Below are 20,666 nucleotides of genomic sequence, written 5' to 3' on the forward strand. Positions count from 1 at the left end.
TACTCGGGCCCGTAGTTTGCAGTATCTGCGGAAAATCGGCAAAAAGGCAGCGAACTAATATTGATTGAGTGTTTTTCGCGCTGTCTTATACTCGGTGATCTTTCGTCATGTTGCGTAAGACCTGATCTTAAAAAGGTAAGTTCGGACGAAAGTTCTTAACGGGCTAACAGTCGAGCCCACTCAAACAATAAAAAAGGGGAAGCATCCATGACAACGCGTTCTACGGGCAGTGTGAAATGGTTCAACGACGCCAAGGGCTACGGTTTTATTCAAGGTGAGAATGGCGGGGACGTGTTCGTGCATTACCGCGCCATTCGCGGTGAAGGCCACCGCAGCCTGGCTGAAGGCCAGCAGGTTGAATACACCCGTGTCACCGGTGACAAAGGGTTTCAGGCTGAAGATGTGGTAGGGCTCTAACGGTTTGACCTTCTGTAGGTGCGAGCTTTTAAAAGAGCGCGAGCAAACTCGCGCCTACAGGGGGGTCAGGTGGTTTTCCAGGTGATTTCTTCCTGGCCGTCTTCACTGATGCGGATCCAGCGATCGGCATCCGCTTCGCCTTGTTCTTCTTCCCACGTGCCCGGTGCGCAACGCACTTCGACGTTCAGGGCTTTAAACGCCGCCTGGGCACAGGCGATATCGTCATCCCAAGGCGTCTGGTCGCTGTCCAGGAACAGGCTGTTCCATTTGCCGACGGCATTTGGCATCCAGGTGACGGCGATGCCACCGGCAGTGCATTTCCAGACCTGACCCTTCTTCACCCACGGTGTGCAAGGGCCGAGGGCTTGTGAAAGCCATTCGACGACGTGCTCATGGCCGGCTTTGGCTTCTTTCAGGTAAATCTCGATATCGGGTTGGCGCATGGATGCCCTCACTGTGGTCTGAAAAATCCATTCGCGGATTAGTCGGGCCAAGGGCGCGTGCCCTTGGCCGTAAAGTGGATTATTGAAGCACGAAATAGTCGTAGCGCATCGACACTGTGACGATTAACGGCTCAGGGTGCTCGATGACCTGGGCCCGACGCTCGGCACTGGCACGCCAGCCGTGGGGCGTCATGGCCAGCAGGTTGGCACGGTCCTGGGGTTGGCTCAGGTGCAGCGTGAACGCCAATGTTTCGCTGTGTTGTAACTGCATGCCCTCGGGCACCAATGCCAGGTGCTTGTCGTCGGCGTAATCGCGGACTTCGTCATACAGGCGTTCGCGCAATTCCATCAAGTGACCGCGGGTAGGGCCCACACGCATCAACCCCCCGCCGGGGGTGAGCAGGCGCTTGGCTTCGAGCCAGTCCAGCGGGCTGAACACGCTGGCCAAAAACTGGCAACTCGCGTCGGCAAGGGGCACGCGAGCCATGCTTGCAATCAGCCAGGTCAGTGCCGGGTTACGTTTGCAGGCACGCTTGACGGCTTCGCGGGAAATATCCAGCGCATAGCCGTCGGCATCAGGCAGAGCCTCGGCGATTTGCGCGGTGTAATAACCCTCGCCACAGCCGATATCGAGCCAGCGTTGAGGGGCGCGTTCAGCGGCGAGGTCTGCCAGGCGCTTGGCCACAGGCGCGTAATGACCGGCATTCAGAAAGTCACGGCGGGCTTCCACCATGGCCTGGTTATCACCCGGATCGCGACTGTTTTTGTGCTGGACCGGCAGCAGGTTCAAGTACCCCTGACGCGCACGGTCGAAGCGGTGGCCCGCCGGGCAGGCCACGCCATTATCGACCGCATTCAGCGGTTCGCTACAGATAGGGCAGGCAAGCATCAGGCGAGCAACTTGATCAAGGTTTGGTAGTAGATTTCGGTGAGTACGTCGAGGTCACTGGCCAGCACCCGCTCGTTGACCTGGTGGATAGTCGCGTTGACCGGCCCCAGTTCCACAACCTGTGTACCGAGGGTGGCGATAAAGCGCCCGTCCGACGTTCCCCCGCTGGTGGATGCCTGGGTGTCACGGCCGGTGACGTGCTTGATGCTCGACGATACGGCGTCCAGCAGCGCGCCGGGTTCGGTCAGGAAAGGCAGGCCGGACAACGCCCAATCGATGTGCCAATCCAGGCCATGCTTGTCGAGGATGTCCGCGACGCGTTGTTGCAGGCCTTCGACGGTGGATTCGGTGGAGAAGCGGAAGTTGAATACCGCCACCAGGTCGCCCGGGATCACGTTGGTTGCGCCGGTACCCGAATTGAGGTTGGAGATCTGGAAGCTGGTCGGCGGAAAGAATGCGTTGCCGTCGTCCCAATGCTCAGCGGCCAGTTCAGCCAAAGCCGGTGCGGCCAGGTGGATCGGGTTTTTTGCCAGATGCGGGTAAGCCACATGGCCCTGAATACCGCGAACGGTGAGTTTGGCCCCCAGCGAACCACGGCGGCCGTTTTTCACCACATCACCCACCAGCGTGGTGCTTGAGGGTTCACCGACAATGCACCAGTCCAGGCGCTCGTTACGGGCTGCGAACCGCTCAACCACGGCTTTGGTGCCGTGATGCGCCGGGCCTTCTTCGTCGCTGGTAATCAAAAATGCAACCGAACCCTTGTGGTCCGGGTAGTCCGCTACAAAGCGCTCAGCCGCCACCAGCATGGCGGCCAGGCTGCCTTTCATGTCCGCCGCGCCGCGTCCGCAGAGCATGCCGTGTTCGTCGATCAGGGCGTCAAACGGGTCGTTCTGCCAGGCCTGGACCGGGCCGGTCGGGACCACGTCGGTGTGGCCGGCGAAACACAGTACGGGGCCGTCATGCTTGCCGTGGGTGGCCCAGAAGTTGTCCACGTCTTCGATGCGCATCGGTTCCAGCGTGAAGCCGGCATCCCCCAGACGCTGCATCATCAGCTTCTGGCAGTCGGCGTCGATCGGCGTCACGGAAGGGCGACGGATCAGATCGCAGGCAAGTTGCAGGGTCGGCGAAAGGTCGGCGTGGGCCGTCATGGTGTGGACTCCGAAGCTGGGCGTGTGAAAAAACAGGCTTGCATCGTGTGCAGGTGTGCTTGCACGGTGATGTGGGCCAGGCACAAAAGGGCGGATATCTTAAAGCAAAACGGCGACCAGAGGCCGCCGTTTAGAGGTTGCTTTCAATTTATGCCGCAGGTTGTTGCGGCGTGGCTTCAGTTGCCGGTTTAGGCAGCGACGAGGCAAAGGCCATGATCAGCGCAGCCAGGTACGGTAACGATTGAACCAGCAGCATGACCACCCAGAACCGCATGTCATTGCTCGGCAAGCCTTGTACGAAATAGATCCCCACCGCTGCGCCCCAAAGCAACAGCATGATGAAGACTTCTTCCCGTGCTTCCGAGATGGCGACCCAAAAGCCGTGGTTGTCGGCGTTTTTTGGTGTACGGAAAAATGGAATGCTGGTGGTGAAGAATCCGTACAGCACCGCTTTGGCAATGGTATGGGACAACGCCAGGCCTGCCAGCGCCGCCGCAAAGGCATCTTTGAGGTTAACGCCTACGGCACGGCGGTACAGGAAGATGATTTTGCCCACCTTGAACACAAACAGGGCCAAGGGCGGTATGGCGAAAATCAGCAGCGGCGGGTCAACCCGCGTCGGCACAATAATCATCGCCGCTGACCACAACAGGGCACCCATGGTGAAGAAAATGTTCATGCCATCGGCCACCCACGGCAGCCAGCCCGCGAGGAAGTGGTAGCGCTGGCCACGGGTCAACTGGGTGTCTTTACCGCGGATCAAGCTGGAGGTATGGCGCTTGATGATCTGAATCGCGCCATAGGCCCAGCGGAATCGCTGTTTCTTGAAGTCGATAAAGGTATCGGGCATCAGCCCTTTGCCATAGCTATTGTGGGAATAAGCGGCGGAGTAGCCTTTTTCAAAGACCCGCAAGCCCAGTTCGGCATCTTCACAGATGCACCAGTCTGCCCAGCCAAGTTCTTCGAGCACGGAACGGCGCGTCATGGTCATGGTGCCGTGCTGAATAATTGCATCGCGGTCATTGCGGGTGACCATGCCAATGTGGAAAAAGCCTTTGTATTCCGAGTAGCAGAGCTTTTTGAAGGTGCTTTCGTTCGCGTCGCGGTAATCCTGAGGCGACTGCACGATGGCGATTTTGGGGTCGGCAAAGTGCGGCACCATGTGCTTGAGCCAGTTGGGGTCGACACAGTAATCAGAGTCGATTACGGCAATCACTTCGGCATCGGGCGCGGTGTGCGGGATCAGGTAGTTCAATGCCCCGCCCTTGAAACCGGCCAACGGGCTGACGTGGAAGAACTTGAAGCGCGGGCCAAGGGTGGCGCAGTAATCGCGAATGGGCTCCCAGACCGCCGGGTCTTTGGTGTTGTTGTCGATCAGCAACACCTCGAAGTCCGGGTAATCCAGGTTGGCCAGCGCGTCGAGGGTCTGTTTGACCATCTCCGGCGGTTCGTTGTAGCACGGCACATGGATCGACACTTTAGGCCGGTAGGCGTTTTCGCTGTCTATGGGTAAAAATTCCCGGCGACGTTTGCGAATCCACACGGCTTCGGCGAGTTCATGGGCTTCGGTGAGTAGGACGATAAATACCCCGAGCGCGCCCAACCCCAGCAAAAAGCCCACGGTCAGGCTGAACCAGGTGCTGTATTGCTGACTGTAGTCGTAGCCGATCCATACCAGCGCCGAGCCGCACAGGAAGGCGGTAAAGGTCAGGAAGGTGCGACCGCGCTGGCGCAAGGCTGAGCCGTCAATCAGCAGCAAGGCCAATGACAGCAGGCCCATGACCACTGAGCCGATGGCCAGTACACGCCATTGCGGAATGGCCACTACCGGGCCTTCAAAGTTGAACTTTTGCTGACGTGCGGCGTTGTACACCCCCCAGTAAGCGCCCACCGAACCTTCGTCGCTGGCCTTCCAGGGTTGGTCAAACGCTTCGATCACAAAGTAGTTGTAGCCGCGACGGTTCAGGGTATTCACCAGCGTGCGCAGGTAAATGGCCTGGTCAGCCGGTGTGGCGTCCGCACCGCCGCGCATGCGGCCATTGCTGGGCCAGCCCACTTCCGACAGCAGCAGCGGTTTTTTCGGGAACATTTTTTTCAGGTCGCGGGCGCGTTCCAATACGAAATCGCCGGCTTTGTCCATGGGGATAAATTCCCAGTACGGCAAAATGTGCGCGGCAATCAAGTCGACATGTTTGGCCAGTTGCGGGTATTTCTCCCAGATGTGCCATTGCTCGGACGTGGTGACGGGCACTTTGACGGCCGCGCGCACGCGGTCGAGCAATACGATCAAGTCTTCCGGGGTGATCTCTTCACGAAACAATGCCTCGTTACCGACCACCACGCGCACTACGCTGCGCGAGGTGTTGGCCAACTCGATGGCTTTCTGTATTTCGCGTTCGTTGCGTTCCTGGTCGGGGCTGATCCAGATCCCGAGGGTCACGCGTAAACCGAATTCTTCGGCCAACTTGGGAATGTTCCCCAGCGTGCCGTCGACCGAGTACGTGCGAATGTTGTCAGTGAGCTTGCTGAGAATTTCCAGGTCGCGCCGCATTTCATCGTCGGTCGGGTACTGGTCTTTCTGCGGGTATTGGCCTTGCTGAAACGGCGAATACGAAAAGCCCGAGATCTGCTCTGGCCAGTTAGGCGCTGAGACCGGGCGATTGATTAATGCCCAAAAACCGGTGAAGAGGGCGGCAATCGCCAGCACCACCACCAGGTTGATTCCAAATTTACGCGATGACATAGCTATTTCGGGTTCCAAAAGGAGTGGAACGAAGATCGGTCGACAGGTGCCAAACGGCGCGCATCCTACACTGGGCTTTAACTCAGCGTACAGCGCATAGCCCTAGATCCGGCGTTTGGCAGTCAATGTTGACTTAAGTTCTTTCTTTAATTGTTGTGGCTCTTGTCTTGTAGCTTTGTAGGGTATTAAAGCAGCTTGATCGGATGGCCAGCAGGAAATGTACTCAGGGCGTGAACAGGGCTCTATAATGCGCGCCGGTTTTTGGGGTGATGGTCATGAGTACAGAAGATCCACGGTTTGGTGGCGTAGCCCGTTTGTACGGCCTTGAGGGCATGGAACGGTTGCGCTCGGCGCATGTGGCGATTGTCGGGGTAGGCGGCGTTGGGTCGTGGGCGGCCGAGGCCATTGCCCGCTGCGGCGTGGGCGAAATTTCGCTGTTCGACCTGGATGATGTCTGCGTCAGCAATACCAACCGGCAGTTGCACGCCTTGGGCTCGACGATCGGTCGCGACAAGGTCGAGGTGATGGCCGAGCGCCTGCGACAGATCAACCCGGACTGTACCGTTCATGCCGTCGCTGATTTTGTGACGCGCGAGACCATGGCCCAGTACATCACCCCGGACATGGATTGCGTGATCGACTGCATTGACAGTGTTAACGCCAAGGCGGCGCTGATTGCCTGGTGCAAGCGCCGCAAAATCCAGATCATCACCACGGGCGGCGCGGGGGGGCAAATAGACCCGACGTTGATTCAGGTGTGTGACTTGAACCGCACCTTCAATGACCCGCTGGCCTCCAAAGTGCGTTCGACATTGCGTCGCGATTACGGTTTTTCGCGCACTGTGACCCGTCATTACAGCGTGCCCTGCGTGTTTTCGACGGAACAACTGCGCTATCCAAAGCCGGACGGCAGCATTTGCCTGCAGAAGAGCTTTGTGGGGGAGGGTGTGAAACTCGACTGCTCGGGTGGTTTTGGCGCGGTGATGATGGTGACGGCCACGTTTGGCATGGTGGCGGCCACCAAGGCGGTGGACAAAATAGTGGCGGGCGTTCGACGGCCTTCGGAAAAGGTCAAGGCAACGCCCTGACCTTGTTGTCGCAACCGTCGTCTCTCGTCAGCGACGACGGGCACGATGGCCAGGGTGAAGGTTTAAGCGGACAACTCACGCATGCGCTGCAACACGGCATTCAGCCCATTGCTGCGCGAAGGCGACAACTGGCGGCTCAGGCCCAGTTGGTTGAACCAGCCGGGCAGGTCCACCTGTTGCAGCGCTTCGCTGGGCAGCCCGTTAACCCGCGCCAATAGCAACGCCACCAAACCGCGTATCAAGCGCGCATCGCTGCTGGCAGAAAACTGCCAGTGGCCGTTGTTTAATTCGCCCACCAACCACACCTGACTTTCACAGCCATGCACCCGGTTAGCCTCGTTTTTGTCGGCATCTGCCAGCTCAGGCAGTTTCTGACCCCATTGAATCAGCAGGCGAGCGCGCTGCTCCCAACTGGCGCAATGCGCAAAGGCGTCGAGTGCGGTTTGGGCGTCCTGGGGCAAGGTCATTGCAGCAACTCCAGTGCTTGATCGAGTGCGTTGAAGAATCGCTCAAGGTCTTCAGAGTCGTTGTACAGGGCCAGCGAAACCCGTATCGCACCGGCCAGACCGAAGCTTTTCAGCAACGGCATTGCGCAGTGATGCCCGGCGCGTACGGCGATGCCTTGTTCGGTCAACAAGTGTGCAAGGTCGGCGTTATGCACGCCCTCGACGACAAAACTGACCAGTGCCAGTTGGGGTGTACCCAGGAGGCGAATGCCCGGTCGCTGTTTCAGGCCTTCGACCAACTGCTGGTGCAGAGCGGCCTCGTGAGCTTCGACGGCGCGTTGATCCAGGCTCGCCAGATAACCGAGGGTAGCTCCCAGGCCGATCACGCTGGCAATCGGTGGGGTACCGGCCTCAAAGCCCAGCGGGGCGGAGCGGAATGAAGCGTGCTGATAGTCGGCGTCTTGCACCATCTCGCCGCCGAACTGCCAATGCTGCAGTTGCGCGAATGCTTCATGACGGCCGAACAGCACGCCCAGCCCGTCCGGGCCGTAGAGTTTGTGGCTGGAAAAGACGTAGAAGTCGCAACCCAGGGCCTGCACGTCATGGCGACCATGCACAACGCCTTGAGCACCATCGACGACGGTCAGCGCGTGTTGGGCCTTGGCCAGCGCCAACAGGGCGGGTAGAGGCTGCCATGCGCCGAGCACGTTTGACAGTTGGCTGACGGCCATCAGACGGGTGCGCGGGGTTATCAAGTGGGCGGCCGCTTCAAGGTCGATGAGGCCGCAGGGGTCCAGCGGCAAGATCACCAGCTTCAAGTGCTTGCGTCGGGCCAATTGTTGCCACGGCAACAGGTTGGCGTGGTGTTCCAGAGCACTGACGACAATTTCATCGCCCGGCTCGAATAGAGGCTCCAGCCCATAGGCCAGAAGGTTAAGCGCAGACGTGGCACCGTGAGTGAAGACGATGTGCCCGCAATCGCCAGTATTGAGCCATTGCGCCACTTTACAGCGGCTGTTCTCAAATGCCTGGGTCGCATGAGCGCCCGGCAAGTGCTGCGCACGGTGAACATTGGCCGCGCCGCTGGCGTAATAGTGCGTCAGTGCGTCGAGCAGCGCCTGGGGTTTTTGCGTGGTGGCAGCGTTGTCCAGATACGTCTGGTCCTGACGCTGCAAGGCTGCGATGGCGGGAAAGTCAGCGCGCCAGGGAGAAGGCAAAAGCATGGTGGACGGCCTGTGATGACGGGGCCAAAAGTGCCCCCGTCAGTGGCAGATAAACGCTTAGTTGTGAGCGTGCAGGGCTTCGTTCAGCTCAATGGCCGACTTGTGGGTTTTGCATTCCACTGCGCCGGTTTCCGAGTTGCGACGGAACAGCAGGTCCGGTTGGCCAGCCAGGTCACGGGCTTTCACCACTTTGACCAGCTGGTTGTTTTCGTCCAGAAGGGCCACTTTGGTGCCCGCGGTAACGTACAGGCCCGACTCAACGGTGTTGCGGTCGCCCAACGGGATGCCGATACCGGCGTTCGCGCCGATCAGGCAGCCTTCGCCTACCTTGATCACAATGTTACCGCCGCCCGACAGGGTGCCCATGGTGGAGCAGCCGCCGCCCAGGTCAGAACCCTTGCCCACGAATACGCCCGCCGAGACACGGCCTTCGATCATGCCTGGGCCTTCGGTGCCCGCGTTGAAGTTGACGAAACCTTCGTGCATCACGGTGGTGCCTTCGCCAATGTAAGCACCCAGACGGATACGTGCGCTGTCTGCGATACGCACGCCAGCCGGTACCACGTAGTCGGTCATTTTCGGGAACTTGTCGACCGAGAACACTTCCAGGAAGTTGCCACGCAGACGGGCTTCCAGTTGACGTTCAGCCAGCTCGCTGAGGTCGATGGCACCCTGGCTGGTCCATGCCACGTTGGGCAGCAGCGGGAACACGCCCGCCAGGCTCAAGCCGTGCGGCTTGACCAGGCGATGGGATAGCAGGTGCAACTTGAGGTAGGCCTCAGGGGTTGAGGTCAGTGCGGCATCTTCGGCCAGCAGGGTGGCGACCAGCGGGTTGTGGCTCTCGGCCAGGCGGGTCAGCAGCGCGGCTTGGGCAACATCCACCGTTTTGAGCGCATCAGCCATTTGTGCGGCCTGGGCTGTCGTAAAGGTGATTGCCTGATTGCCGCCGGTATAGCCCAGAATCGGTGCGATGGCTGCAATCAGCTCGGCCGACGGGTTGATCAGGGGTTGTGCGTAGAACACTTCCAGCCATGCGCCTTGACGGTTTTGGGTGCCGACGCCGAAGGCTGCGCTGAACAGGGTAGTAGACATGCAATTACCTCTTACAAAAAAAATGGGCGGTGTTGGCTCAAGGGTTAAAGAAGGGCCGCCGCATAAAGATCTGGCTTGAAGCCAATCAGGGTTTTGTCACCGAGATCGAGCACCGGGCGCTTGATCATCGAGGGTTGGGCCAGCATCAGCTCAATGGCTTTCGCTTGGTCGAGATCGGCTTTCTGTTCGTCGTCGAGTTTGCGAAACGTGGTGCCAGCGCGGTTGAGCACGACTTGCCAACCGTGTTCGTCGCACCATTGAGTCAGGTGCTCACGGTCGATACCGCTGCTTTTGTAATCATGGAAGTCATACCGCACGCCATGCTCATCCAGCCAGGTGCGCGCCTTTTTCATGGTGTCGCAGGCTTTGATGCCGAAAAGGTGCAAGGTCTTGTTCGAATCGGTCACGGAAATTGCCCCTCCCTTGGAGATGCCTGAAATGATCGGTGGCGGATTATGCCACGGGCAGCGCGCTTGGGCGTGTATGGCTGCAAGCTTGGCATGCACATATGACACGTCGTCGAACTGCTACTTTTGTTCAGGGCCCGGTTTTGCCTTTAGGCGCTACTATGGCCTGCTGTGAGAAACTGTTACTAGCGGTGTCTAGTCCAAGACTTTTAGCCAAAAGATGATTGTTTGGGAACCCTGTTGATATGCAAACCGCCTATACCGTCCTCATTCTGCTGATGCTGGTGGGTGTCTCGCGTCTATTGGGGCGTTTGATTCCGCTGCCTTTACCCCTGGTGCAAATCGCGGCGGGTGCCGCGCTGGCCTGGCCGACGCTGGGGCTACATGTTGCGTTGGACCCTGAGCTGTTTTTGTTTCTATTTTTGCCGCCCCTATTGTTCTCGGACGGTTGGCGCATGCCCAAGCGCGAATTCTGGCGTTTGCGTGGGCCGATCCTGACCCTGGCAGTGGGCCTGGTTCTGTTTACGGTGGTCGGTGCCGGTTATTTCATTCACTGGCTCTTGCCGACCATTCCGTTGCCGGTGGCCTTTGCCCTGGCCGCCGTGTTGTCCCCGACCGACGCCGTTGCGGTGTCGGCGATTTCTCAGAACCGTTTGCCTGGCCCGCTGATGCATATGCTCCAGGGCGAGGCCTTGATGAATGATGCCTCGGGCCTGGTGACCTTCAAGTTCGCCCTGGTGGCGGCGATTACCGGGGTGTTCTCCCTGACCACTGCCAGTGTCACGTTTGTGCTGGTGGCGTGCGGCGGGTTGGCGATTGGTGTGGCCTTGAGCTGGTTGGTGGGGCGCATGCGCTCGTGGATGATTGCCCGCGGCTGGGATGACCCGGCGACCCACGTGGTGTTTATGTTGCTACTGCCGTTTGCCGCTTATGTGTTGGCTGAGCGACTGGGCGCATCGGGCATTTTGTCGGCGGTAGCGGCGGGGATGATGCAAAGCTGGCTGGATTTGCTGCCACGCCAGACCAGCACCCGACTGCTTAATCGCAGTGTGTGGGGGCTGCTGGAATTTACGTTTAACGGTCTGATTTTCCTGCTGTTGGGCTTGCAGTTGCCGGACATTATCAAGGCGGTGGTCAGCCACGAAACCACGCTGTGGCCGACCTTGCTCTACCGCTGCCTGGACGTGGTTGTGATTTTCCTGGTGTTGCTGGCGCTGCGGTTTATCTGGGTGCAAAGCATCTGGCGCTTGTTCGCGCTGTTGCGTCGCTGGAGAGGCAAGGGCGAGTTGACGATGGTGCCGAATGCGCGCTCCTGCTGGTTGCTGACCGTGGGGGGCGTGCGCGGGGCGGTGACGTTGGCCGGTGTAATGTCGGTACCGCTGCTGATCAGCCAGGGTGTTGATTTCCCTGAACGGGACTTGCTGATATTCATTGCCGCCGGGGTGATTTTGCTGTCGTTGGTGTCGGCCTGTATCGCCTTGCCATTGTTGTTGCGTGGCATTCCTAAAAGCCCGGATGATGCCATGCGCAACGAGGTGCGCGAAGCGTGGCGGCGCACGGCAGAAGCGGCCATTCACGCGCTGGAGGCTGAGGAAGTGGTAGAGCCGGACAGCCAGCAGGACGCGGCCCAGGCGGCGTTGGCGGCGGAACTGAAGGCTCGGATCATGTCCGAGTACCGGCATCAGCTTGAAGTGTTCAACGACTCTGTCGAAGCCCAGGCGCTGGCGTCACAAATGGACCAGCTGGAAAGTCGTTTGCGGCTCAAGGCGCTCAGGGCGCAGCGTCTGGAACTGTACAGCTTGCGCCGCCATCACGTGATTGGTGATGACGTGCTCAGTGAAATCCTGCGGGACCTGGACTTGAGCGAAGCTAACCTGGGGGCGGTGAAGTAAGGCTGTGAGTGCGGTAGCGAGCAATCGAGCGTCGACCGGCTGTTCCTGCGGATGGCAGAGTTTGTAGGAACGAGCTTGCTCGTGATCTTTTGACCTGGCTTTTGATCCAAGGGCCCCTTAAACCACGCTGGCCGAACGCAGCAAGGCCTGTAGGAACGAGCTTGCTCGTGATCTTTTGACCTGGTTTTTGATCTAAAGGGCCCCTTAAACCACGCTGGCCGATCGCGGCGGCCCACGGAGAAGATCAAAAGATCGCGAGCAAGCTCGCTCCTACGCGCGTGTTTTGATCTAAGGGTCCCCTTAAGCCACGCTGGCCTCTTATAGAGAAGACGCTAACTCATTGATTCTAAAAATGATTTTTTTCACCCATTTTAGGTGTCTATCAATGCGGCGGCCCCTCCTGCCGATGATTGAGGTTAGCGGCGCAGGATAAAGTCGCGTATCCGCTCGGCGGCTTCTACGCATTCCGCCAACGGAGCCACCAGGGCCATGCGAACACGGCCTGCACCCGGGTTGAAGCCTTCGACTTCGCGGGACAGGTACGAGCCCGGCACCACGGTCACGTGTTCTTCGGCGAACAGGTCACGGCAAAATTCAGCGTCGTCACCTTTTACCTTGGGCCACAGGTAGAAACCGCCGTCCGGGCGCTGTACGTCCAGTACGGGCGTCAAGATAGCGAGTACGGCGTCGAATTTTTCGCGGTACAGGTCGCGGTTGGCGCGCACGTGGTCTTCATCGTTCCAGGCCGCAATGCTGGCGAGTTGGGTTTGCACCGGCATCGCACAGCCGTGGTAGGTGCGGTACAGCAAAAAGGCTTTGAGGATCTCGGCGTCGCCCGCCACGAAGCCGGAACGCAGGCCTGGCAGGTTGGAGCGCTTGGAGAGGCTGTGGAACACCACGCAACGTTTGAAGTCTTCGCGGCCCAGGGCAACGCAAGCACTCAACAGGCCAACCGGGGGCGTGCTTTCGTCGAAGTACAACTCGCTGTAGCACTCGTCTGCGGCAATCACAAAGTCGTGTTCGTCAGCCAGGGCGATCAGCTTCTTCAGCGTGTCGAGTGGAATCAATGCACCGGTCGGGTTGCCTGGCGAGCACAGGAACAGGATTTGGCAGCGCTTCCAGGTGTCGGCCGAGACAGCATCGAAATCCGGGTTGAAACCATGCTCCGCCAGGCACGGCAGGTAGTGCGGTGTGGCCCCGGCCAGGAACGCAGCCCCTTCGTAAATCTGATAGAACGGGTTCGGGCTGATGACCAGGGCGTCGTCTGCGCGGTTGACCACCGTCTGGGTGAAAGCGAACAGGGCTTCGCGAGTGCCATTGACCGGCAGAATGTTACGGGCCGGGTCGAGCCAGCCGGCGGGCACGTTGAAGCGCTGTTCAGCCCAGCGGCCAATGGCCTCGCGCAGGGCTGGGATGCCGAGCGTGGTCGGGTACACCGCCATTTGATCGAGGCTGTCGGCCAAGGCTTTGGCCACGAACGCCGGGGAGCGGTGTTTCGGTTCGCCAATCGATAGCGCAATCGGGCGTTTATCGGCATCGGGCTGCACGGCACCCAGCAGTGCACGCAGTTTTTCGAACGGGTAAGGCTGAAGCTGGTTTAGAGCGTTGTTCATTGGGGGCGGGTCTCACTCGGCGACGCTTAAATGCTCAGGCGCCACGTTTCGGGGGTTGAGTCTTTATTGACCGTTAATTGTTCGACGATGGCTTCCTGCAGGCGAATGCACAGTTGCGGATCGGACAACGGCTGGTTGTTTTCATCGGTAATGAAAAATATGTCTTCGACCCGTTCGCCCAAGGTCGCGATCTTGGCGTTTTGCAGTGACAGATCGAACTCCAGAAAGATCATGCCGATGCGTGCCAGCAGGCCTGGGCGATCGGGTGCGCTAAGCTCAAGCACGGTGACCGGGCGCTGGGCATCGTTGTGAATCGTCACCTGCGGCGCGAAGGCGAAATGCTTGAGCTGGCGCGGTACGCGGCGCTGGATGATGGTCGGGTAGTCATCGGGATTGCGCAGGGCTTCGGTCAGGCCTTTGCGGATTTTCTCGATGCGTTGCGGGTTATGACCAATCGAGTCGCCGTCGTTATCCAGCACGATGTAGGTATCGAGGGTGAACTGGCTGCTGGACGTGATGATGCGCGCGTCATGGATGTTCAGGTTGAGCTGGTCCATTGCGGCCACGGTAACGGCGAAGAAATCGTGCTGGTCGGGGGCATAAATAAAGATCTGTGTGCCGCCTTCAAATTCGCGCTGGGTGGTTTCCTTGATCAAAACCAATGGGCCGCCGTCGACCGGCTGCTGCAGGATGGCGTCGGAGTGCCACGCCACGTCGCCTGCGGTGTGGCGCAAAAAGTAGTCGTCGCCCAGTTGTGACCACAATTGCTCAACGTCATCCGGGTCATTGCCGCCGCGCACCAAAATGTCCAGGGCCGCGCTTTGGGTCTGACGGATCTGCTCTTCCCGGTCGACCGGGTTTTCCAGGCCTCGGCGCAGGGCGCGTTTGGTTTCGGTATACAACTGACGTAGCAGGCTGGCGCGCCAGGAGTTCCACAACGTGGGGTTGGTGGCGTTGATGTCGGCGACAGTCAGCACGTAGAGGTAATCGAGGTGGGTTTCGTCGAACACGAACTGGGCAAAGTCATGGATCACCTGAGGATCTGACAGGTCTTTGCGCTGGGCGGTGGTCGACATCACCAAGTGGTTCTGCACCAGCCACACAATAAGGCGTGTGTCCCACAAGGGCAGGTGATGCCGCATGCAGAAAGCCTCGGCATCGACTGCGCCAATTTCGGAATGGTCGCCGTGGCGGCCCTTGCCGATGTCATGGTAAAGACCCGCCAGGTAGATCAATTCAGGCTTGGGTAATTTGGCCATTAGCTTGCTGGCTAAAGGGAATTTCTCTGATGCCTGAGTGTACTGAAGCTTACGCAAATGCTTGATCAGGTTCAGGGTGTGCGCGTCGACCGTATAAATGTGGAACAGGTCGTGCTGCATTTGCCCGACGATGAAACCGAACTCAGGCAGGTAGCGGCCGAGAATACCGTAGCGATTCATTCGGCGTAGATTGCGGTGGATGCCGATTTTGCACTTGAACAGCTCGATAAACAGGCTGGTATTGCGCAAATCGTTGCGGAAGTTGTCATCGATCAAGTTGCGATGTTCGCGCAGCAGGCGAATGGTATCAGCACGTACGCCTTTGATTTCAGGGTGTTGGGCCATCAGCAGGAAAATTTCGAGCATGGCAAAGGGCGTGCGTTTGAAAACGTGATCGTTGCAGGCCTCGATATAGCCGTCGTGCAGCTGAAAGCGCGCGTTCATAGGCGTTGGCGGCGCTTCGTCTTCGGGGGCCAGGATCACTTCTTCGAAATGCTGAATAATCAGGTCACTGAGTTGAGCAATGCTCATGACGACCCGGTAGTACTGCTGCATGAAGTTTTCGATGGTCTGTTTGGTGTCATCGCCGGTATAACCGAGCAGTTCGGCAATGTTGCGTTGATGGTCAAACAGCAGGCGGTCTTCGGCGCGCCCGGCGAGCATGTGCAAGGCGTAGCGAACTTTCCACAGAAATTCTTGCGAGGACGCCAGCAAGGCGTGTTCGCTTTCGACCAGAAACCCTTCGCCCGCCAGGGCGCGCAGGTTCAGGGTGCCGTACTGACGACGAGCTACCCATAGAATGGTCTGGATGTCGCGCAAGCCGCCGGGCGACCCCTTGACGTTGGGTTCCAGGTTGTATTCGGTGTCGTTGTACTTGTGATGACGCGCTTTTTGCTCGGCACGCTTGGCCAGGAAGAAGTCCTTGCTGGGCCACATGTGTGCGGTGCTGGTGACGTCCAGCATGCGCTGGCGCAAGTGCTCAGGGCCCGCCACCGTGCGGCTTTCAATCATGTTGGTGATGATGGTCAGGTCGGCGCGGGCCTGTTCGGCGCATTCGTCCACCGAGCGCACGCTTTGACCGACCTCCAGGCCAATGTCCCAAAGCAGTGTCAGAAAGCGCTCGATAGAGTCGCGAAATACTTCGTGGTCGGCATTGTCGAGCAGAATCAGCAAATCGATATCGGAGTAGGGGTGCAGTTCACCCCGGCCATACCCGCCGACGGCCACCAGGGCGATGTCGGCCTGGTCGCTCCAGGTGAACTGATCCCAGGCTTGCTGCAGGATGTTATCGACGAACCAGGCTCGATCTTCGATCAGGCGACGAATATCGCGACCATTTCGAAAGCGTTCGTCAAGCACGTCACGTGCCTGGCGGATCGCCTTTTTGAAAGCGGCAATGGGGCTTGCCTTTAATGCCAGCTCGGCCTGGAACTGGCCGCGGTCAAAAAGTTCGGGATCCACCTGCGGCATCGATTGGCTTTCCTATTGCTGAGTTGTGGCTATCTATATAGAAACGACTGCAAACATCAGGCCGAAACGCGCGGGATGGTGTCATCGCTGCGCAGCGTGAAGATCTCGTACCCGGTGTCAGTCACCAGCAAGGTGTGTTCCCACTGCGCCGAAAGCTTGCGATCCTTGGTGATGGCTGTCCAGCCATCGCCCAGCACTTTGGTGTCAGCCTTGCCCTGGTTGATCATCGGCTCGATGGTGAAGGTCATGCCGGCTTTCAGTTCCATGCCGGTGCCTGCGCGGCCGTAGTGCAGGATTTGCGGTTCTTCATGGAACACCTTGCCGATGCCATGGCCGCAGAACTCTCGAACCACCGAGAAACCGTTCTTTTCAGCGTGCTTCTGGATCACTTCACCGATATCGCCCAAGCGGCAGCCCGGTTTGACCAGTTCGATGGCCTTGTACATGCACTCTTGAGTCACTTGCGACAGGCGCTCGGCCCAGACCGGCACCTTGCCGACGTGGAACATGCGGCTGGTGTCGCCGTGATAGCCGTCTTTAATGACCGTGACGTCAATGTTCAGGGTGTCGCCGTCCTTCAGGGCCTTGTCGCCCGGAATGCCGTGGCACACCACGTGGTTGATCGAGGTGCAGATCGATTTGGGGAAGCCTTTGTAGTTGAGCGGGGCCGGGATGGCCTTTTGTACATTGACGATGTAATCGTGGCAGATGCGGTCCAGCTCTTCAGTGGTCACGCCCGGTTTGACGTGCTCGGCAATCATTTCCAGCACTTCGGCGGCCAGTTTGCCGGCGACACGCATTTTTGCGATGTCCTCGGGGGTTTTGAGGGTGACGGTCATACAGGCTCTCTTCGCGCGTTGGCGCTCATCAACGGGTTGGGTGTGTGACAAGATTTTGCGTCCGCACACCAGCATAAAAACGCGATTCTAACAGACGGTCGGCGTTAATCATGAGCCTCTCGCCATCGCTTGTCGTAATGGAATGGGGCATTCTGGGCTTATTGAAGCGCGTGCGCAAAAGAACGAGGAATAAAAGTCAGAATCCGGGCTTCGTTTTTTTGGCATGTTGTGGTATAAAATGCGCCGCTTTGCGGGTATAGCCCGCAGTGCTCAAACCCACACACGCGTCGACACGATGACCTGGGTGCCTTCAGCTGAAGCTGCTGGTTGGTCATTGGGATGCGTGGAGGCCTAACCCGACTTATTAAGGAACTATCATGTCCCAAGTCAACATGCGCGATATGCTGAAGGCCGGTGTGCACTTCGGTCACCAAACCCGTTACTGGAACCCGAAGATGGGTAAATACATCTTTGGCGCGCGTAACAAGATTCACATCATCAACCTTGAAAAAACCCTGCCAATGTTCAACGAAGCTCTGACTTTCGTAGAGCGTCTGGCCCAGGGCAAAAACAAGATCCTGTTCGTCGGCACCAAGCGTTCCGCTGGCAAGATCGTTGCTGAAGAAGCAGCACGTTGCGGTTCGCCGTACGTGGATCACCGCTGGTTGGGCGGCATGCTCACCAACTTCAAAACCATCCGTGCTTCCATCAAGCGTCTGCGTGACCTTGAAATTCAAGCAGAAGACGGTACGTTCGCCAAGCTGACCAAGAAAGAGGCGCTGATGCGCACTCGCGATCTGGAAAAGCTGGATCGTAGCCTGGGTGGTATCAAGGACATGGGCGGTCTGCCAGACGCACTGTTTGTTATCGACGTTGATCACGAGCGCATCGCGATCACCGAAGCCAACAAGCTGGGCATCCCGGTTATCGGCGTTGTCGATACCAACAGCAGCCCTGAAGGTGTTGACTACATCATCCCAGGCAACGATGACGCAATCCGCGCTATCCAGCTGTACATGGGTGCGATGGCTGATGCTGTTATCCGTGGCCGTAACCACGTTGCTGGCGGCACCGACGTTTTCGTCGAAGAAGCTCCAGCTGCAGCGGTAGTTGAAGGCTGAGTCATTAACGCCTAGCGTTTACTCAGTACGCAAAAAGGGGGCTTGGCCCCCTTTTTGCCACCTCGGAATCCATTTGCTGGCACTGCATTTGTTATTGCTGTATCAAGTTGCGTTCAGCAGCGTGGTCAGGGGTGAGCTTCACACGAATTGAACGCCCGTTCGATCGGGTGGAATGGTTGAAAACCTATCCAAGAGGAATTTTGAAATGGCAGAGATTACTGCAGCGTTGGTTAAAGAGCTGCGTGAGCGTACCGGCGAAGGCATGATGGATTGCAAGAAAGCCTTGACCAAGGCTGGCGGCGACATCGAAAAAGCCATCGACGACATGCGTGCTTCCGGTGCCATCAAGGCTGCCAAGAAAGCAGGCAACGTTGCTGCTGAAGGCGCAATCGCCCTGAAGGAAGACGGTAAATCCGCAGTTCTGCTGGAAGTGAACTCGCAGACTGACTTCTTGGCCCTGCAGGACGACTTCAAGGCATTCGTTGCTGCCAGCGTTGAAAAAGCATTCGCTGACAAGCTGACGACCGTTGAGCCTCTGATCGAAGCTCAAGAAGCTGCTCGCCTGGTACTGGTTGGTAAAGTAGGTGAAAACGTAAACATCCGTCGCCTGGCTCGCGTTGAAGGTGATGTTGTGGGTGGTTACCTGCACGGCAACAAAATCGGTGTAGCGGTTGTTCTGAAAGGCGGCACTGTTGAGCTGGCCAAAGACATCGCGATGCACGTTGCTGCAAGCAACCCAGAGTTCCTGCTGCCTTCGGAAGTTTCTGAGGAAGCGGTTGAGCGTGAAAAAGCGGTGTTCCTGAGCCTCAATGCTGACAAGATTGCCGGCAAGCCAGAAAACATCGTTGAAAACATGATCAAAGGCCGTATCAGCAAGTTCCTGGCCGAAGCTAGCCTGGTTGAGCAAGCTTTCGTTAAGAACCCAGAGATCAAAGTTGGCGAACTGGCCAAGAAAGCGGGCGCTGAAATCGTTTCCTTCACTTACTTCAAGGTAGGCGAAGGCATCGAGAAGCCAGTCGACAACTTCGCTGAAGAAGTTGCTGCTCAGCTGGCTGCCGCCAAGCAATAAGACAGTTTTACACTGTCGCCCCGAAGAGGCTGCCCGCTCACGCGCGCAGCCTCTTTTCAAATGGGAGAGGGTTTTCCCTTTTCTTGCGGAACCGATTGCATAAGTCGTGTTCCGATGGTGCTGCTGTGCAGCGCCAAGCTAGAGTAAGCGCAGGCTGAAATGGTCTCGTACAGATTTTTTATAAAACGCGGCAGGAGAGATTCGCAATGGCTCAGCAGGGCAGTGGTTATCAAGCTCGCTATAAACGCATTCTACTCAAGCTAAGCGGCGAAGCCCTGATGGGCTCTGAAGACTTCGGGATCGACCCTAAGGTACTTGACCGCATGGCGCTGGAAGTCGGCCAGTTGGTCGGCATTGGCGTTCAGGTGGGTCTGGTGATAGGTGGCGGTAACCTGTTTCGTGGTGCTGCACTGAGCGAAGCTGGAATGGATCGTGTCACTGGCGACCACATGGGCATGCTGGCAACCGTGATGAACGCACTGGCCATGCGCGATGCGCTGGAACGTGCGAATATCTCTGCCATCGTCATGTCGGCCATTTCCATGGTGGGTGTGACGGATCATTATGATCGTCGCAAAGCCATGCGCCATTTGAATGCCAAGGATGTGGTGATTTTTGCCGCAGGTACCGGTAACCCCTTCTTCACGACGGATTCGGCAGCCTGCTTGCGTGCCATTGAAATTGACGCTGACGTGGTGCTCAAGGCAACCAAGGTTGATGGTGTTTACACTGCAGACCCATTCAAAGATCCGCATGCCGAGAAGTTCGATCATCTGACTTATGATGAAGTACTGGATCGCAAGCTGGGTGTAATGGATCTGACGGCCATCTGTTTGTGCCGCGACCATAAAATGCCACTGCGTGTATTTAATATGAATAAGCCCGGTGCCCTGCTTAATATTGTTCACGGCGGCGCTGAAGGCACTCTGATCGAGGAAGGTCAACAATGATCAACGAAATCAAAAAAGACGCGCAAGCGCGCATGCAGAAATCGCTGGAATCCTTGAACCACGCTTTTGGCCAGATCCGCACTGGCAAGGCGCACCCGAGCATTCTGGGTAGCGTGATGGTGCCTTACTACGGCGCAGACACGCCGTTGAGCAGTGTCGCTAACGTGACCGTGAAAGATTCCCGCACCCTGCAAGTCGTGGCGTTTGAGCGCAACATGCTGGCGGCAGTCGACAAGGCCATTCAGAGCGCAGGCCTGAATCTCAATCCGACCAACCTGGGCGAATTGCTGCTGATCTCCATGCCGGCCCTGACTGAAGAAACCCGTAAGGGCTTCACCAAGCAGGCGCGTAGTGCTGCTGAGGACGCTCGTGTGGCCGTGCGTAACATCCGTCGTGATGCCCTGAGCGAGCTGAAGAAGCTGGTTAAAGACAAGGCCATCAGTGAAGATGAAGAGCGTCGCGCAGCGGCTGATATTCAGAAGCTGACGGACAAGGCCGAAGCCGATATCGATGCGGCTACCAAGCAGAAAGAAGCGGACCTGATGGCCGTATAA

At 58.0% G+C, this 20,666-nt stretch carries 18 protein-coding genes; 7 read left to right on the plus strand and 11 right to left on the minus strand.

What is annotated here, in order from left to right; genetic code table 11:
• The first annotated feature begins 207 nt into the window (after positions 1-207).
• Positions 208-417 carry a cold-shock protein gene (locus Q1W15_RS04420; RefSeq protein WP_300723903.1) on the plus strand — a complete coding sequence of 70 codons (210 nt, stop codon included), beginning with the start codon at positions 208-210 and terminating at the stop codon, positions 415-417.
• A 65-nt stretch (positions 418-482) separates the two neighbouring features.
• On the opposite strand, the gene Q1W15_RS04425 is transcribed toward Q1W15_RS04420, so the two are convergent.
• From Q1W15_RS04425 to Q1W15_RS04440, 4 genes are all read right to left on the minus strand, one after another.
• Positions 483-860, minus strand: a complete 378-nt coding sequence (locus Q1W15_RS04425; RefSeq protein WP_300723910.1) for a hypothetical protein — start codon at positions 858-860, stop codon at positions 483-485.
• Between the two features lie 79 nt (positions 861-939).
• Positions 940-1,749 (minus strand): putative RNA methyltransferase, encoded by an 810-nt coding sequence (locus Q1W15_RS04430; RefSeq protein ID WP_300723920.1) that lies wholly within the window; start codon positions 1,747-1,749, stop codon positions 940-942.
• Entirely contained in the window at positions 1,749-2,900 is a 1,152-nt protein-coding gene (gene dapE, locus Q1W15_RS04435; protein WP_300723938.1) for a succinyl-diaminopimelate desuccinylase, read from the minus strand. The genes Q1W15_RS04430 and dapE overlap by 1 nt, the downstream gene beginning before the upstream one ends.
• Positions 2,901-3,048: 148 nt before the next feature.
• The gene (locus Q1W15_RS04440) at positions 3,049-5,643 is read right to left on the minus strand and encodes a glycosyltransferase (protein ID WP_300723951.1); all 2,595 of its coding nucleotides are present in this window, start codon (positions 5,641-5,643) and stop codon (positions 3,049-3,051) included.
• Between the two features lie 269 nt (positions 5,644-5,912).
• Between Q1W15_RS04440 and tcdA the strand changes: the two genes are divergently transcribed.
• The gene (gene tcdA / locus Q1W15_RS04445; protein WP_300723968.1) at positions 5,913-6,731 is read left to right on the plus strand and encodes a tRNA cyclic N6-threonylcarbamoyladenosine(37) synthase TcdA; all 819 of its coding nucleotides are present in this window, start codon (positions 5,913-5,915) and stop codon (positions 6,729-6,731) included.
• Positions 6,732-6,793: 62 nt separating this feature from the next.
• On the opposite strand, the gene Q1W15_RS04450 is transcribed toward tcdA, so the two are convergent.
• Genes Q1W15_RS04450 through Q1W15_RS04465 form a run of 4 tightly spaced genes read right to left on the minus strand, consistent with a single transcriptional unit; the run spans position 6,794 to position 9,899 of the window.
• A complete protein-coding gene (locus Q1W15_RS04450; RefSeq protein WP_300723989.1) occupies positions 6,794-7,198 on the minus strand; it encodes a SufE family protein in 405 nt (134 codons plus the stop codon).
• Positions 7,195-8,400, minus strand: a complete 1,206-nt coding sequence (locus Q1W15_RS04455) for an aminotransferase class V-fold PLP-dependent enzyme (protein ID WP_300724001.1) — start codon at positions 8,398-8,400, stop codon at positions 7,195-7,197. Before Q1W15_RS04455 ends, Q1W15_RS04450 begins: the two co-directional genes overlap by 4 nt.
• 57 nt (positions 8,401-8,457) lie before the next feature.
• On the minus strand, positions 8,458-9,492 hold the full coding sequence (dapD, locus tag Q1W15_RS04460) for a 2,3,4,5-tetrahydropyridine-2,6-dicarboxylate N-succinyltransferase (protein ID WP_300724016.1): 1,035 nt from the start codon (positions 9,490-9,492) through the stop codon (positions 8,458-8,460).
• A 44-nt stretch (positions 9,493-9,536) separates the two neighbouring features.
• Positions 9,537-9,899, minus strand: a complete 363-nt coding sequence (locus tag Q1W15_RS04465; protein WP_300724032.1) for an ArsC family reductase — start codon at positions 9,897-9,899, stop codon at positions 9,537-9,539.
• 245 nt (positions 9,900-10,144) lie between these two features.
• Here Q1W15_RS04465 and Q1W15_RS04470 point away from each other — a divergent pair, with 245 nt between their 5' ends.
• Entirely contained in the window at positions 10,145-11,791 is a 1,647-nt protein-coding gene (locus tag Q1W15_RS04470) for a Na+/H+ antiporter (protein ID WP_300724045.1), read from the plus strand.
• A 416-nt stretch (positions 11,792-12,207) separates the two neighbouring features.
• Here Q1W15_RS04470 and dapC read toward each other — a convergent pair whose 3' ends face one another.
• Genes dapC through map form a run of 3 tightly spaced genes read right to left on the minus strand, consistent with a single transcriptional unit; the run spans position 12,208 to position 17,047 of the window.
• Positions 12,208-13,404 (minus strand): succinyldiaminopimelate transaminase, encoded by a 1,197-nt coding sequence (gene dapC, locus Q1W15_RS04475; RefSeq protein ID WP_300724056.1) that lies wholly within the window; start codon positions 13,402-13,404, stop codon positions 12,208-12,210.
• Positions 13,405-13,430: 26 nt separating this feature from the next.
• On the minus strand, positions 13,431-16,133 hold the full coding sequence (locus Q1W15_RS04480) for a [protein-PII] uridylyltransferase (RefSeq protein WP_300724070.1): 2,703 nt from the start codon (positions 16,131-16,133) through the stop codon (positions 13,431-13,433).
• Positions 16,134-16,189: 56 nt separating this feature from the next.
• Positions 16,190-17,047, minus strand: coding sequence for a type I methionyl aminopeptidase (gene map, locus Q1W15_RS04485; RefSeq protein WP_300724084.1), 858 nt, complete (start codon positions 17,045-17,047; stop codon positions 16,190-16,192).
• Between the two features lie 302 nt (positions 17,048-17,349).
• On the opposite strand from map, the gene rpsB reads away from it, so the two are divergent.
• From rpsB to frr, 4 genes are all read left to right on the plus strand, one after another.
• A complete protein-coding gene (gene rpsB / locus Q1W15_RS04490; protein WP_055102581.1) occupies positions 17,350-18,093 on the plus strand; it encodes a 30S ribosomal protein S2 in 744 nt (247 codons plus the stop codon).
• A 205-nt stretch (positions 18,094-18,298) separates the two neighbouring features.
• Complete coding sequence (tsf, locus tag Q1W15_RS04495) at positions 18,299-19,162, plus strand: translation elongation factor Ts (protein ID WP_300724116.1); 864 nt, start codon at positions 18,299-18,301, stop codon at positions 19,160-19,162.
• Between the two features lie 206 nt (positions 19,163-19,368).
• On the plus strand, positions 19,369-20,112 hold the full coding sequence (pyrH, locus tag Q1W15_RS04500) for a UMP kinase (RefSeq protein WP_300724137.1): 744 nt from the start codon (positions 19,369-19,371) through the stop codon (positions 20,110-20,112).
• Positions 20,109-20,666: a ribosome recycling factor gene (gene frr / locus Q1W15_RS04505; RefSeq protein ID WP_300724144.1), complete on the plus strand. Its 558-nt coding sequence runs from the start codon at positions 20,109-20,111 to the stop codon at positions 20,664-20,666. The genes pyrH and frr overlap by 4 nt, the downstream gene beginning before the upstream one ends.

It is taken from the genome of Pseudomonas sp. (assembly GCF_030150285.1).
Classification (GTDB): domain Bacteria; phylum Pseudomonadota; class Gammaproteobacteria; order Pseudomonadales; family Pseudomonadaceae; genus Aquipseudomonas.

Excerpts from the sequence above, each read along its gene's own strand:
- frr (WP_300724144.1), top strand. The coding sequence starts at position 20,109 with ATGATCAACGAAATCAAAAAAGACGCGCAAGCGCGCATGCAGAAATCG.
- dapC (WP_300724056.1), bottom strand. The coding sequence starts at position 13,404 with ATGAACAACGCTCTAAACCAGCTTCAGCCTTACCCGTTCGAAAAACTG.
- Q1W15_RS04480 (WP_300724070.1), bottom strand. The coding sequence starts at position 16,133 with ATGCCGCAGGTGGATCCCGAACTTTTTGACCGCGGCCAGTTCCAGGCC.
- Q1W15_RS04455 (WP_300724001.1), bottom strand. The coding sequence starts at position 8,400 with ATGCTTTTGCCTTCTCCCTGGCGCGCTGACTTTCCCGCCATCGCAGCC.
- Q1W15_RS04440 (WP_300723951.1), bottom strand. The coding sequence starts at position 5,643 with ATGTCATCGCGTAAATTTGGAATCAACCTGGTGGTGGTGCTGGCGATT.
- dapD (WP_300724016.1), bottom strand. The coding sequence starts at position 9,492 with ATGTCTACTACCCTGTTCAGCGCAGCCTTCGGCGTCGGCACCCAAAAC.
- tcdA (WP_300723968.1), top strand. The coding sequence starts at position 5,913 with ATGGTCATGAGTACAGAAGATCCACGGTTTGGTGGCGTAGCCCGTTTG.
- tsf (WP_300724116.1), top strand. The coding sequence starts at position 18,299 with ATGGCAGAGATTACTGCAGCGTTGGTTAAAGAGCTGCGTGAGCGTACC.
- dapE (WP_300723938.1), bottom strand. The coding sequence starts at position 2,900 with ATGACGGCCCACGCCGACCTTTCGCCGACCCTGCAACTTGCCTGCGAT.
- rpsB (WP_055102581.1), top strand. The coding sequence starts at position 17,350 with ATGTCCCAAGTCAACATGCGCGATATGCTGAAGGCCGGTGTGCACTTC.
- pyrH (WP_300724137.1), top strand. The coding sequence starts at position 19,369 with ATGGCTCAGCAGGGCAGTGGTTATCAAGCTCGCTATAAACGCATTCTA.
- Q1W15_RS04470 (WP_300724045.1), top strand. The coding sequence starts at position 10,145 with ATGCAAACCGCCTATACCGTCCTCATTCTGCTGATGCTGGTGGGTGTC.
- Q1W15_RS04430 (WP_300723920.1), bottom strand. The coding sequence starts at position 1,749 with ATGCTTGCCTGCCCTATCTGTAGCGAACCGCTGAATGCGGTCGATAAT.
- Q1W15_RS04420 (WP_300723903.1), top strand. The coding sequence starts at position 208 with ATGACAACGCGTTCTACGGGCAGTGTGAAATGGTTCAACGACGCCAAG.
- Q1W15_RS04450 (WP_300723989.1), bottom strand. The coding sequence starts at position 7,198 with ATGACCTTGCCCCAGGACGCCCAAACCGCACTCGACGCCTTTGCGCAT.
- map (WP_300724084.1), bottom strand. The coding sequence starts at position 17,047 with ATGCTGGTGTGCGGACGCAAAATCTTGTCACACACCCAACCCGTTGAT.
- Q1W15_RS04425 (WP_300723910.1), bottom strand. The coding sequence starts at position 860 with ATGCGCCAACCCGATATCGAGATTTACCTGAAAGAAGCCAAAGCCGGC.